This is a genomic window from Pseudomonas sp. FP1742, assembly GCF_030687145.1.
Classification (GTDB): domain Bacteria; phylum Pseudomonadota; class Gammaproteobacteria; order Pseudomonadales; family Pseudomonadaceae; genus Aquipseudomonas; species Aquipseudomonas frederiksbergensis_D.
This window is the reverse complement of the sequence record NZ_CP117460.1, coordinates 5,766,017-5,778,820: the sequence shown is the minus strand read 5'-3', so window position 1 is coordinate 5,778,820 and position 12,804 is coordinate 5,766,017. Positions and strand designations below refer to the sequence as shown.

15 protein-coding genes are annotated in these 12,804 nt (G+C 59.6%); 7 read left to right on the top strand and 8 right to left on the bottom strand.

Annotation, left to right across the window (positions count from 1 at the left end; all coding sequences use genetic code 11):
- Positions 1 to 5: 5 nt before the first annotated feature.
- A complete protein-coding gene (gene aroQ / locus PSH64_RS26190; RefSeq protein WP_105343696.1) occupies positions 6 to 446 on the bottom strand; it encodes a type II 3-dehydroquinate dehydratase in 441 nt (146 codons plus the stop codon).
- A 178-nt stretch (positions 447 to 624) separates the two neighbouring features.
- Positions 625 to 1,536 carry a LysR family transcriptional regulator gene (locus tag PSH64_RS26185; RefSeq protein WP_305479150.1) on the bottom strand — a complete coding sequence of 304 codons (912 nt, stop codon included), beginning with the start codon at positions 1,534 to 1,536 and terminating at the stop codon, positions 625 to 627.
- A 284-nt stretch (positions 1,537 to 1,820) separates the two neighbouring features.
- Here PSH64_RS26185 and PSH64_RS26180 point away from each other — a divergent pair, with 284 nt between their 5' ends.
- A complete protein-coding gene (locus tag PSH64_RS26180) occupies positions 1,821 to 2,249 on the top strand; it encodes a DUF4160 domain-containing protein (protein WP_105343699.1) in 429 nt (142 codons plus the stop codon).
- Positions 2,246 to 2,692 (top strand): DUF2442 domain-containing protein, encoded by a 447-nt coding sequence (locus PSH64_RS26175; protein ID WP_105343701.1) that lies wholly within the window; start codon positions 2,246 to 2,248, stop codon positions 2,690 to 2,692. The genes PSH64_RS26180 and PSH64_RS26175 overlap by 4 nt, the downstream gene beginning before the upstream one ends.
- Before the next feature lie 52 nt (positions 2,693 to 2,744).
- Here PSH64_RS26175 and trmA read toward each other — a convergent pair whose 3' ends face one another.
- Entirely contained in the window at positions 2,745 to 3,824 is a 1,080-nt protein-coding gene (trmA, locus tag PSH64_RS26170) for a tRNA (uridine(54)-C5)-methyltransferase TrmA (RefSeq protein ID WP_305479149.1), read from the bottom strand.
- The gene (locus PSH64_RS26165; protein ID WP_105343705.1) at positions 3,821 to 5,116 is read right to left on the bottom strand and encodes an NCS2 family permease; all 1,296 of its coding nucleotides are present in this window, start codon (positions 5,114 to 5,116) and stop codon (positions 3,821 to 3,823) included. The genes trmA and PSH64_RS26165 overlap by 4 nt, the downstream gene beginning before the upstream one ends.
- A 227-nt stretch (positions 5,117 to 5,343) precedes the next feature.
- Between PSH64_RS26165 and PSH64_RS26160 the strand changes: the two genes are divergently transcribed.
- Both PSH64_RS26160 and PSH64_RS26155 read left to right on the top strand, forming a co-directional pair.
- On the top strand, positions 5,344 to 5,799 hold the full coding sequence (locus PSH64_RS26160; RefSeq protein ID WP_305481213.1) for a DUF4879 domain-containing protein: 456 nt from the start codon (positions 5,344 to 5,346) through the stop codon (positions 5,797 to 5,799).
- A gap of 67 nt (positions 5,800 to 5,866) precedes the next feature.
- Positions 5,867 to 6,418, top strand: coding sequence for a DJ-1 family glyoxalase III (locus tag PSH64_RS26155; RefSeq protein ID WP_105343709.1), 552 nt, complete (start codon positions 5,867 to 5,869; stop codon positions 6,416 to 6,418).
- 5 nt (positions 6,419 to 6,423) lie between these two features.
- Here the strand turns inward: PSH64_RS26155 and PSH64_RS26150 are convergent, their stop codons facing one another.
- From PSH64_RS26150 to PSH64_RS26140, 3 genes are all read right to left on the bottom strand, one after another.
- Positions 6,424 to 6,711 (bottom strand): HigA family addiction module antitoxin, encoded by a 288-nt coding sequence (locus tag PSH64_RS26150; RefSeq protein ID WP_019581299.1) that lies wholly within the window; start codon positions 6,709 to 6,711, stop codon positions 6,424 to 6,426.
- Positions 6,712 to 6,725: 14 nt separating this feature from the next.
- On the bottom strand, positions 6,726 to 7,004 hold the full coding sequence (locus PSH64_RS26145; RefSeq protein WP_019581298.1) for a type II toxin-antitoxin system RelE/ParE family toxin: 279 nt from the start codon (positions 7,002 to 7,004) through the stop codon (positions 6,726 to 6,728).
- A gap of 136 nt (positions 7,005 to 7,140) precedes the next feature.
- Complete coding sequence (locus PSH64_RS26140) at positions 7,141 to 8,385, bottom strand: MFS transporter (RefSeq protein ID WP_305479145.1); 1,245 nt, start codon at positions 8,383 to 8,385, stop codon at positions 7,141 to 7,143.
- A gap of 425 nt (positions 8,386 to 8,810) precedes the next feature.
- On the opposite strand from PSH64_RS26140, the gene PSH64_RS26135 reads away from it, so the two are divergent.
- The 3 genes from PSH64_RS26135 to PSH64_RS26125 are packed head-to-tail and all read left to right on the top strand — an operon-like array spanning position 8,811 to position 11,448.
- Positions 8,811 to 10,250, top strand: a complete 1,440-nt coding sequence (locus PSH64_RS26135; protein WP_105343713.1) for a cytochrome ubiquinol oxidase subunit I — start codon at positions 8,811 to 8,813, stop codon at positions 10,248 to 10,250.
- A gap of 3 nt (positions 10,251 to 10,253) precedes the next feature.
- Entirely contained in the window at positions 10,254 to 11,261 is a 1,008-nt protein-coding gene (gene cydB / locus PSH64_RS26130) for a cytochrome d ubiquinol oxidase subunit II (RefSeq protein WP_105343715.1), read from the top strand.
- A 19-nt stretch (positions 11,262 to 11,280) separates the two neighbouring features.
- The gene (locus PSH64_RS26125) at positions 11,281 to 11,448 is read left to right on the top strand and encodes a DUF2474 domain-containing protein (protein WP_305481212.1); all 168 of its coding nucleotides are present in this window, start codon (positions 11,281 to 11,283) and stop codon (positions 11,446 to 11,448) included.
- Positions 11,449 to 11,514: 66 nt separating this feature from the next.
- Here the strand turns inward: PSH64_RS26125 and PSH64_RS26120 are convergent, their stop codons facing one another.
- The gene (locus PSH64_RS26120; protein ID WP_305479143.1) at positions 11,515 to 12,639 is read right to left on the bottom strand and encodes a class I SAM-dependent methyltransferase; all 1,125 of its coding nucleotides are present in this window, start codon (positions 12,637 to 12,639) and stop codon (positions 11,515 to 11,517) included.
- Positions 12,640 to 12,804 lie beyond the last annotated feature (165 nt).

Here is a 12,804-nt window from a genome sequence, read left to right as displayed (position 1 = left end):
CACGCTTAACCTTTCAAACGTTGGCTGAAATGCTCCAGCGCCAAACGATAGCCGTGGCTGCCGAAACCGCACATGACCGCCGTGGCGATGGACGAGACAAAGGAGTGATGCCGGAAGGGTTCGCGGGCATGGACGTTGGACAGGTGCACTTCGATCACGGGCAGTTCGCTGGCGACCAACGCATCGCGAATGGCGACCGAGGTGTGGGTCCAGGCAGCCGGATTGATGACGATCCCGGCGCAGCGACCACGGGAGGCATGAATCCAGTCGAGCAATTCGCCTTCATGGTTGGTCTGGCGAAACTCCACCTTCAGGCCGAACTCTTCGGCGGCGCGACCGCACAGCGCTGAAATGTCCGCCAGGGTTTCGTGACCATAAGTCGCCGGTTCACGGGTGCCAAGCAGGTTCAGGTTCGGGCCGTTGAGCACCAGAACGATAGGGGACATCGGATTTCTCCACTTATTATTTTTGGCATTGGCCGAGGGTTTCAGCCTGTGGAGATAAATTGTACTAACTGGTTAATTCGGTCAATTAAAGAGGCAATGCAGCGGCTTTTTGTGTGCGGTGATCGGACATCCATCAACAGATCGCAGTTCTTCGGCAGCGCCAGCAGGCGCGATCTTTTCAGCGCGGCAGACGCTCCACCAGAAAATCGATAAAGGCTCTTAGCCGCAACGGCACATGGCGGCTTTGCGGATACAGCAACGTGAAGGGGCGGGAGCGCCCGCCATAGGGCTTGAGCACTTCCACCAGCGAGCCATCCGCCAGTTCGTTTTCGACGATGAAGCGATAGGTTTGAAACAGACCGGCGCCGTGCTTCGCCAGCGTCACACCGCCCAATACGTCGTCGGAACAGCAGTAATTACCCTCGGCCAGGATCTCCAGCGGCACGCCGTTATCGTTGAACAGCCAGGCAATTCGCCGCCCGCTGCTGGGCAGTTCGAACTGGATGCATTCGTGATGCGCCAGATCGTCCAGGGTCTGCAGGGGGCCGGCGCGCTTCAGGTAATCAGGGCTGGCAATCATCACCAGCGCGGCGTCCTCCAACGGCCGGGCAATCAGCCCGGAGTCGGGAATGGCCCGCACACGAATTGCCATGTCATAGCCTTCGCCAACGAAATCGATGTTGCGATTGCTGATGTGCACTTCGACTTTCACAGCAGGAAAACGCGCTCGAAACGCCGGCAGCAGCGGCAGGATGCGATGGTGGGCATAGGTGGTGGGAATGCTGATGCGCAAGGTGCCGGAGGGTTCCTGTTGTTGCCCCATGATTTCGCGCTGCGCTTCGACCAGTTGTGCAAGCGCCTGACGGCATTCGTCGAAATAACGCCGGCCACTGTCGGTCAGCTTGACGCTGCGGGTGGTACGCGCGAACAGCCGCACACCCAGACGTTCTTCCATCCGCGACACCGAGCGACTGACCGCAGCCGGGGTCACTCCCGCCACCAGGGCTGCGGCGGTAAAGCTGCCCGCTTCGGCGGCCAGGCAAAACAGTTCGATGCTGCCGAGCTGAAGATCGTCGAAATGTCGCTGCATGATTGATTACACCAAGAATCAAATGGGATACCTGAGGTGGTGTTTATCAAATGCAGACGTACAAATACAGGGTTCGCTCCAACAACCAGCGCCGTGAGCTCATCACCGGCCAGATATTGGCGGTGAAAGGATTGCTTACTCTTTTTTGCCCTGATCAGCAGGGCTCGGTCGGCCTGAAACGCTAGGCTCAAACGTGGTCAGCTGATCGAACGGTTAGCGCCAGTTATCGGGTTTTTCAAGGAATGGCGAATCTTCGGATTCTATAACCTAACGGATGGGTTAGCATGAATGTATGCCGCTACAAGGGGTTGTCACTGGTAGTCATGTTGCGTGACGAGCATTGCCCACCACACGTTCACGTCGATGCCGGTACGTGGTGCGCTCGCTTCAGGTTCAGCTTCTGGCACAACGGCGTCGAGCTTTGGGACGTCGTCCCTCATTCGCATCGACCTCCTCCGGCCGTGCTGGAGGGATTGCGTCAGGCGCTCAGACAACCTGCCCATCTGCGGCGAGCCCGTGGCATCTGGTGGAGCAAATTGCAGACGGCCTGCCTCGACAATCAGTTATGGGATTGGCAGGGCAATGAAGTGGTCGTGATGAAGAGGATTGCCAGCACGACTTACATGATTGGTTCGGCTCGCTATGAGCCTGAAGGAAACAAGACCTTATTGACGCTGATGGGAGCACCGGAGGGCGTGGAGATCGAATTATGAAAACGATAAGCGCAAAAATGCAGGTAGATCACCCTGTGACCGAAGGCGTTTTGGACGAAGCGATCGAGAGTGGCGAGTTACGTCGTCGCAGTGGATTGAATGCAACGACAGTGATCTTTCTTGATCCATGTCTCGCCGTCGGTTTCGAGGATGGCAGCGGCGTGTTGTTGCCAGTGAAAAACTATCCAGAGTTCGATGGTTTTGAGACCGAGGATTTCGCCGGTTTGAAAATCGGTTTCGCCGGAGCCGCGCTTTTTCATGAAGACAAGGATCTGCAGGTCTCCATCGCCGGTTTGATTTCGGCGAGCGAACCGCTGATGGCTATGGCGGCCTCGGTGATCGCCTCGCGCAACGGTCGTCAGAGTAGCGCCGCCAAGGCCGAGGCGGCACGGGCCAACGGCAAGAAGGGCGGCCGCCCACGCAAGGTCGATGCGGCTCGTTGATCACCCACAAAAAAGCCGTCCCAGGGACGGCTGATTTGTGTAACGGCTGCAATCAACGACGGGTCAACAACACTCCGGACTCCATGTGATGGGTCCATGGAAACTGGTCGAACATCGCGCATTGAGTGATGCGGTGAGTGTCGTGCAGTTGGGCGATGTTGGCCGCGAGGGTTTCCGGGTTGCATGAAATGTAGAGGATGTTGTCGAAGCGCCGGGTCAGTTCGCAAGTGTCCGGGTCCATGCCGGCACGTGGCGGGTCGACGAACACGCTGCCGAACTCGTAGCTCTTGAGGTCGATGCCGTGCAGGCGACGGAACGGGCGAACTTCGTTCAGGGCTTCGGTCAGCTCTTCGGCAGACAAACGCACCAGCGTGACGTTATCCACCGCGTTTTCGCTCAGGTTGCTGAGCGCCGCGTTGACCGAGGTCTTGCTGATTTCGGTGGCCAGCACTTTGCGCACGCGGGTCGCCAGGGGCAGGGTGAAGTTGCCATTGCCGCAATACAGCTCCAGCAGATCATCCGTGCGATCACCGAGAGCGTCATACGCCCAGTTGAGCATCTTCTGGTTCACCGTGCCGTTGGGCTGGGTGAACGCGCCTTCCGGCTGGCGATAGCTGAAGGTGCGACCGCCGACTTCAAGCTTCTCGATCACGTAATCATGACCGATCACTTCGCGTTTGCCCTTGGAGCGACCGATGATGCTGACGTTCAGGTCGGCTGCCAGCTTCGATGCCGCCGCGTGCCAGTGTTCGTCCAGCGGACGGTGGTAGCACAGGGTGATCATCGCATCGCCGGCCAGTGTGGTCAGGAACTCCACCTGAAACAGCTTGTGGCTCAGGGCGGCACTCGCTTGCCACGCCGCCTTGAGCTGCGGCATCAACTGGTTGATGCGCAGGCTTGCGATCGGGAACTCTTCGATCAGGATCGGTGTGCGTTTGTCTTCCTGGGAAAACATCGCGTAATGGCGCTCGCCGGCTTCGCGCCACAGGCGGAATTCGGCGCGCAGGCGGAAGTTTTTCAGCGGCGAATCAAACACCGCAGGCTCGGGCGCACCGAACGGGGCCAGCAGGTCGCGCAGGCGCGTGACCTTTTCTTCGAGCTGAACGGCGTAGGCCTGGGAATCAAAAGTCATGCGTTGAACCAACCTAACTTGATCACGAACAGAATCGACAGAACCACCAACGCCGAGTTCAGCTCACGGCCACGGCCGGACAGCAACTTGATGGCGGTCCAGGAGATGAAACCGAAGGCGATGCCGTTGGCGATGGAGTAAGTGAATGGCATGGCCAGCGCGGTGACGACCACTGGCGCGGCAACGGTGATGTCGTCCCAGTCTATTTCCGCCAGCCCCGAGGTCATCAATACGGCGACGAACAGTAATGCAGGCGCCGTGGCGAAGGCTGGAACGCTGGCCGCCAATGGCGAGAAGAACAGCGCCAGCAGGAACAGAATCGCCACCACGACGGCGGTCAGGCCGGTGCGGCCACCGGCACTCACGCCGGCTGCGGATTCGATGTAGCTGGTGGTGGTCGAGGTGCCCAGCAAGGAGCCAGCCATGGCTGCGGTGCTGTCGGCGATCAGGGCGCGGCCCATTTTCGGCATGTGGCCGTCCTTGCCCATCAGGCCGGCGCGCTTGGCGACGCCGATCAGGGTGCCGGAGTTGTCGAACAGGTCGACGAACAGGAACGCGAAGATCACGCTGACCAGACCGATGTCCAGTGCGCCTTTGATGTCCAGTTGCAGGAAGGTCGGGGCCAGGGACGGTGGCATCGACATCACGCCGCCGAACGGGCTGAAGCCCAACAGGATGGAGACGATGGTCACCGACAGAATGCCGATCAGCACCGCACCGCGCACTTTCAGGGCCTCCAGGGCAACGATCAGGGCAAAGCCCAGGGTCGCGAGGATCGGCGCCGGTTGCTTCAGGTCGCCGAGGCCGACCATGGTCGCCGGATTGCTGACGACGATGCCGGCGTTGTGCAGGGCGATCAGTGCCAGGAACAGGCCGATGCCGGCGGCAATCGCCGAACGTAGCGCTAACGGGATGCTGTTGATGATCCATTCACGGATGCGGAAGATCGACAGCAGGAAAAACATCACCGCCGAGAGGAACACCGCACCCAGCGCCACTTGCCAGGTGTGACCCATGTGCAGGACCACGGTGTAGGTGAAGAAGGCGTTCAAGCCCATGCCCGGCGCGAGGGCGATCGGATAGTTGGCGATCAGGCCCATGGTCGTCGAGCCGATGGCGGCAGCCAGACAGGTGGCGACAAATACTGCGCCCTTGTCCATGCCGGTCTCGCCGAGGATGCTCGGGTTGACGAACAGAATGTAGGCCATGGCCAAAAAGGTCGTGACGCCCGCCAGAATCTCGGTTCGCACATTGGTGTTGTGTGCCTTGAGTTGAAACAGCCTTTCCAGCATGTCTGCTCCCCGTGGCGCGCCCGGCGCCGTGAATGTATCGACCTCAACAGCAAAGCACAGACCGCCGTGGGCGCCTGGGAATTTTCTGTGGGTCGGAAAAAGCCGCGCATCATACCAGCAGCGTAGGGTTATGGCTGCTTATGGCTGTGATCGTCGTCGATGTTTTGCCCAAAAGGGAACTGCGCCATACTGCGCGCTGTTTTTTGGGGGGAGAGGGGAGGGTGAATATGAAGGGTATGAAGACGCGTGCGGTTGCCGCATCCGCAATAGTGATCGCGTTGTTCCTGGGCGCCCAAACCGCCTCGGCAGCGACGGCGCCACCGTTGAGCCAGGTCAAGGTGCTCAAGGTCGAATCACCCAGCTGTGGCTTTGAAGATATTGCGGACAAGCAGGAGCAGACCCGTTGCGACCACAAGGGGCCGAACATCAAGGTATACGTGCTGGAAGTCGGCTACGGTCGCGAAGCCCATGTTGCCCTGGACGGTTTCGAGGTGGATGGCACCCGGACCCCAGTCTGTGCTTTTGATAACGGCAACCTGACCGAGTGCTCAGTCGGGAAAAAAACTGTCGGCTATCTGTACATCTTCGACCTGGCAGGCAAGCAGGACGGCATCTTCACGTTCAGCAACACCTCGATCAACGCGCCGGGCAACACGCTGTCGACGCAGCTTTACATCAAGTAACGGCCAGGCTCGAACAAGGGTCAGGAAAGCTGACTACGCTTTAAAGATCATTCTCTGGACCGCGCCCATGACCTTTAGAGCCCTGATTACCCTCGCCGAGGGCATCGACGATCTGCAAACCGTGACCCTGATCGATGTGCTGCGCCGCGCCAAGGTTGAAGTGGTGGTGGCCAGCATCGAGTCGCGGCGCATGCTGACCTGCTCGCGCGGCACCCGCCTGACCGCCGATGCGATGCTGGTCGATTTGCTGGCCCAACCCTTCGACTTGATCGTTTTGCCCGGCGGCGCCGTAGGGGCGCAGCATTTGGCGGCTCACCAACCCCTGCAACAATTGATCAAGGACCAGGTCGCCGCCGGACGCTTGTTCGCCGGCATTGCCGAAGCGCCGGCGCTGGCGCTGCAGACTTTTGGCGTGCTGCGTCAGCGGCGCATGACGTGCCTGCCTTCCGTCAGCCATCAATTGTCGGGTTGCAACTTCGTCGATCAACCGGTGGTGGTCGATGGCAACTGCATCACCGCCCAGGGTTCGGGCGCCGCGCTGGAGTTTGCGCTGACGCTGGTGGAGCAACTCTGCGGCAAAGCCACGCGGTCGGCGGTGGCGGGGGAATTGCTTGTTTAGAAATATCAGGCGTGGACAGCAATCGGCTCGATGAGCGGTTGCTCACGCTGCTCCGCCTGCCAGAGATCGTAGTCGGTCTGAACGCCTAACCACATACGAGCCTTACCGATTCCAGCCCGCTCCAGGCGTACCGCCAGATCCGGACTGATGGGCGCATGGCCGTGCAGCACTCGCGAAAGATGCGGGCGGGCGAATCCAAGGTGTCGGGCCAGTTCGGTGACGCTGATGCCAAGCTCGGGCAATACATCCATCAAAAGTGTTTCGCCAGGGTGTGGCGGGTTGTGCATGGGCATGGTCCTGCCTCCTGTCAGTGATAGTCCAGATAGTCGACCAGTTCGATATCCGAACCAATAAAACGAAAAATAACCCGCCAGTTCCCCGAAACACTGAGTGACCAATATTCGACCAGATCGCCCTTGAGCGGATGTAATCGCCACCCCGGAAGGTCGAGGTCGTCGGGAGTCGCTGCGCGATCCATAAACTGCAGCATGCGAGCCAGACGCTTCGCATGATCTGCTCGAATCCCACGAGTCGAACCGGTTTCGTAGAAGCCACGAAGGCCTTTGTGCTGAAAGGATTTGATCATGCTCAGAGTGTAAGGCGATACATTACACTTGATGCACTATCTATGTATTGCACTTGGTCGGAGAATTTATGCTTGGTGCTGATTGCCGGCCTTTTTTGGATGCAGGTGTGGGACATTCCTGTCCCCCTGATCAGCTTCAGGCCCTGACTTCTTCCACCGGTACCGGTACATGCATACGGTCGCGGTTGGCCAGGGTCGGGAACAGTTTGACCCAGGCCCCGGTCACCATCAGAGTGCCGATGCCGCCCATCACCACGGCCGGTACGGTGCCGAACCAGTGGGCCGTCAAGCCAGACTCGAATTCGCCGAGCTGATTCGAAGCACCGATAAACAAGCCATTCACGGCACTGACCCGGCCGCGCATCTCGTCCGGGGTTTCCAGCTGCACGAACGAGGCGCGGATCACCATGCTGATCATGTCTGCCGCGCCTAAAACCACCAACACAGCGAGAGAGAACCAGAACGAAGTCGACAGGCCGAAAGCGATCGTCGCGACGCCGAATACACCCACGGCGGTAAACATCACCCGTCCGACGTTGCGTTCCACGGCATATCGCGCCAGAAACAGCGACATCAGCAATGCACCCACCGCCGGGGCCGAACGCAGCAGGCCCAGACCCCAAGGGCCGGTCAGCAGAATATCTTTGGCGAACACCGGCAGCAGCGCAGTCGCGCCACCCAGCAAGACGGCAAACAGATCCAGGGAAATCGCCCCGAGAATATCCGGACGGCTGCGAATGAAGCGAATGCCCGCCAGCAGCGAATCGAGGGTTGCCTTGCCCTTGTTCAACGGTGTCTGCCGGGCCGGTAGGTTAAGCATCAGCGCACAGGCGATGAGGTAGAGAATCACCGTCGGGCCATACACCCAGACACTGCCGAAGGCGTAAAGCAAACCGCCCAGCGCCGGGGCACCGATGGTGGCCGATTGCTGCGCAGATTGCGCGGCAGCAACCGCGCGCGGGAATAGAGCACTGGGCACGATGCTCGGCAGCAAGGCCTGGGTGGTTGGCATCTCGAAGGAGCGGGCGGCGCCGAGCAGGAATGCGAGGATGAAGATCATCTCCCGGGTGACATGGTCAGTCGCGCTGCCGATGGCCAGCGACAGGGCGATCAGCGCTTGCACGGACTGACAGATCGCCGCGACCTTGCGCCGGTCATAGCGATCCGCCACATGTCCGGTGTGCAGCATGAACAACACCCGCGGGGCAAATTCCACCAGACCTACCAGACCCAGATCGAGCACATTACCGGTCAGTTGATACAGATTCCAGCCGATGGCCACGGTCAGCATTTGAAAACCGCTGGCGGTAAATACCCGAGCCAGCCAGAAGGCGATAAAGGGGCGGTGATGACGTAACAGCAGGGGCGCTTGGCTGGGCATCTGAAGGCAAGTCTGGGTGAGGGGAAGGGTGAGATTATCACCAACCTGTAACCAGGAGTTGCGAGCACGGAAAATTTAGTTAGCTAGACACCGATCCCTCAAAACATACAAATACCCTGTGGCGAGGGAGCAAGCTCCCTCGCCACAGGGTATGCATTGCAACGCATGACCAAACCCGTGAGGCAACCTGTCACGCGGCAATAGACCACACCGTCCATCGGCAAAAATGCGACTACTCTTTCAACGTTGCTTGATCCAGATCAAGACCCTTCGTGGAAATGATCCGGAGGCCAGATGGCCAGATTCCCTACGTTGTGATGATGGTAGAAAAAGAACGAATTCAAGTTCGCCACACTCCATATCCGTGGGGGCAGTGGGTGTAGGCCGCAAGCCTTCAGCCGGTATTACCTGACAGAGGAAGACTTATGTTCGGTTTGGAGGCACTTGATCTCGCCCGGATTCAGTTTGCGTTTACCATTTCATTCCACATCCTGTTCCCGGCCATCACCATTGGCCTGGCGAGTTACCTGGCAGTGCTCGAAGGCCTGTGGCTGAAGACGCACAACGACACTTACCGCGATCTGTACCATTTCTGGTCAAAAATCTTTGCCGTCAACTTCGGCATGGGTGTGGTTTCCGGCTTGGTCATGGCCTATCAGTTCGGCACCAACTGGAGCCGCTTCTCGGATTTCGCCGGCTCCGTGACCGGGCCGTTGCTGACCTACGAAGTACTCACCGCATTCTTCCTCGAAGCCGGTTTCCTCGGCGTCATGCTGTTCGGCTGGAACAGGGTCGGGCGCAAGCTGCACTTCTTCGCCACGGTCATGGTCGCCATCGGTACCCTGATCTCGACCTTCTGGATTCTGGCCTCCAACAGCTGGATGCAGACCCCGCAGGGCTACGAAATCGTCAACGGGCAAGTCATTCCGGTGGACTGGCTGGCGGTGATTTTCAACCCGTCGTTTCCCTACCGCCTGATGCACATGGCCACGGCGGCGTTCGTCGCTACCGCTTTCTTCGTCGGTTCGTCGGCGGCCTGGCACTTGCTGCGCGGCAAGGACAACCCGGCGATCCGCACCATGCTCTCGATGGCCATGTGGATGGCGTTGATCGTGGCGCCGATTCAGGCGGTCATCGGCGACTTCCACGGCCTCAATACCCTCAAGCATCAGCCGGCGAAAATCGCTGCGATTGAAGGTCACTGGGAAAATGTCGGCAATGAACCGACCCCGCTGATCCTGTTCGGCTGGCCGGACATGAAAGCCGAAAAGACCAAATTCGCGGTCGAGATTCCGTACCTGGGTAGCCTGATCCTGACTCACACCTTGGACAAACAAGTGCCGGCGCTCAAGGAGTTCCCGCCTGAAGACCGGCCGAATTCGACCATCGTGTTCTGGTCGTTCCGGGTCATGGTCGGCCTGGGTTTCCTGATGATCTTCACCGGTTTGTGGAGTCTGTGGCTGCGCAAGCGCGACACGCTGTATACCTCGCGTCCGTTCCTGTACCTGGCACTGTGGATGGGCCCATCCGGGCTGATTGCGATTCTCGCCGGCTGGTTCACCACTGAAATCGGCCGTCAACCGTGGGTGGTCTACGGCTTGATGCGCACGGCGGATGCGTCCTCCGGGCACAGCTTCGTGCAGATGAGCATCACCTTGATCATGTTCGTTGTGGTGTATTTCGCGCTGTTCGGTGCCGGTCTTGGTTACATGATGCGCCTGGTGCGCAAAGGGCCGAAGATCGACGAAGGCAAGGAAACCAACGAAGGCGGTCCTGGCCAGAAGCGCACGCCGGCCCGTCCGCTGTCCGCCGCCGACGACAACGGTGACGGCGATCACAACCACAGCCTGACCAAGGAGATTTGAATCATGGGTATTGATCTTCCGCTGATCTGGGCCGTGATCATCATCTTCGGCATCATGATGTACGTGGTCATGGACGGCTTCGACCTGGGGATCGGGATTCTTTTCCCGTTCATCAAGGGCAAGACCGACCGTGACGTGATGATGAACACCGTCGCCCCGGTCTGGGACGGCAACGAAACCTGGCTGGTACTGGGGGGCGCGGCTTTGTTCGGCGCCTTCCCGCTGGCCTATTCGGTGGTGCTCTCGGCGTTATACCTGCCGCTGATTTTCATGTTGATCGGGCTGATTTTCCGTGGCGTGGCCTTTGAGTTTCGCTTCAAGGCCAAGGACGCCAAGCGCCATCTGTGGGACAAGGCATTCATTGGTGGCTCGATCGCCGCCACCTTCTTCCAGGGCGTGGCGTTGGGTGCGTTCATCGATGGGCTGCCGGTGGTCAATCGTCAGTTTGCCGGTGGTTCGCTCGACTGGCTGACGCCGTTCACAATGTTCTGTGGCGCGGCGCTGGTGGTGGCTTATGCGTTGCTCGGTTGCACTTGGCTGATCATGAAAACCGAAGGCAAGCTGCAGGAACAGATGCATGATCTGGCGCGACCATTGGCCTTCGTGTTGCTGGCGGTGATTGGCATCGTCAGCATCTGGACGCCGTTGGCCCACGCCGAGATCGCCGCACGCTGGTTCACCCTGCCGAACCTGTTCTGGTTCCTGCCGGTGCCGATTCTAGTGCTGGTGACCCTGTACGGTCTGATTCGCGCGGTGGCCCGCAATGCGCACTACACGCCATTCCTGCTGACCCTGGTGCTGATCTTCCTCGGCTATAGCGGCCTGGGTATCAGCCTGTGGCCGAACATCGTGCCGCCGTCGATCTCGATCTGGGACGCTGCCGCACCGCCGCAAAGCCAGGGCTTCATGCTGGTGGGCACGCTGTTCATCATCCCGTTTATCCTGGGTTACACCTTCTGGAGCTACTACGTGTTCCGCGGCAAGGTCACCCACGAAGATGGTTACCACTAGCCCATAGGAGGACCCGATGATGACTGGCAAACCTGATTTGCAGGAAATCGAAGCAGCCGAGAAAAAGCCGCTCTGGCAGCGACTCGGCTGGCTGGCGTTGATCTGGGCCGGCAGCGTTGGGGCACTGTTCATCGTGGCCACGCTGATGCGCATGTTCATGAATGCCGCCGGTTTGAGCACCCACTGAAATTCCCATCCCGTTGCCTTGCGGCACGGATTTATAACCCTCCGATGGAGGGTTTTTTTTCGCTCTCTATTTACGTGCTTTGAGAATGACGAATTTGGGGGTGGCGGCTACTTGCTCGACGCCGCGGAACAACCGTGCAAGCTTGCTGTGATAACCCAGATGACGGTTGCCGACGATGTACAGCGCACCGCCCACCACCAGCGCTTCGCGCGCCTGTTGAAACATCCGCCAGGCCAGGAAATCGCCGACCACTTGCTGTTGGTGAAACGGCGGATTGCACAGCACCACGTCCAGGGATTGGGGTTCTTGCCCTGCCAGCCCATCGCCGGCGCGCACGATCACGTCACGATCACCCAGCGCCGCGCGCCAGTTTTCCGTAGCCGATTGCACGGCCATGAACGATTCGTCCACTAGCGTGTAGTGGGCCTCAGGGTTCTGCAGGGCACTGGCGATCGCCAACACGCCATTGCCACACCCCAGATCGGCGACCCGCGCTGCACCGAGGTTTTTCGGCAAGTGCGGCAGAAAGGCCCGCGTGCCGATATCCAGCCCTTCGCGGCAGAACACATTGGCATGATTGAGCAACTCGATGGCAGGTTCGTCGAGTCGATAGCGGGTCGGGTAGGGAGAGACAGCGGGTGCTTTGGCTTCAGGTATAGCGATCAGCAGCCGAGCCTTCTTCACGGCCAGCGAGGCTTGCACCGGGCCGATGTAGCGCTCGAGCAGATCGCCCGCGGCGCGTGGCAGATGTTTCACCATCGCGCCAGCGATCACCTGAGCGTCGGGAGCCAGTTGACCCTGTAGCCGGATCAGTTGTTCTTCCAGCAAGGCCAGGGTTTTCGGTACCCGGATCAATACCCGGTCGAACGGCCCGACGACGGCTTCGCTGGCAGGCACCCTCGGCACTGCATCAAACGCCTGGCCGTTGCGTATCAGGTTTTTTTCCAACCCCTGAAAGGCCAGAAACGAATCGCCGCTGCTGGTCACCCGGACCTTGCCCACCAGGCTGGCGGCCAGCGCGCCGAAGCTGTCGTTGAGCACCAGCACGCGGGTATCCGCAGCCGGTTGTTGTCCGGCCAGATGGTTGAGCAGGTATTCGTCCGCGGCATCAAATGCTTGCAGCGGTTCGTTCTGCTGTTCTGGCTGGCGGATCAGGTCGAGTTGGGCGAAGGGAGTTTCGAGCAGAGGCATGAGGCGGAGGGCTCTGGGTAGTCAGCGGAGATAATCAACGAGTGGCCGCCGGACGTTGTAGCGGGCGGAGCCATCCGAGCGGACTGCGTCGTGGACGCTTCACACGACATCACTCGGGATGGAGCGCAGATGGTACGTTTTTTTGCTCTGGATTACTTGCAGGGA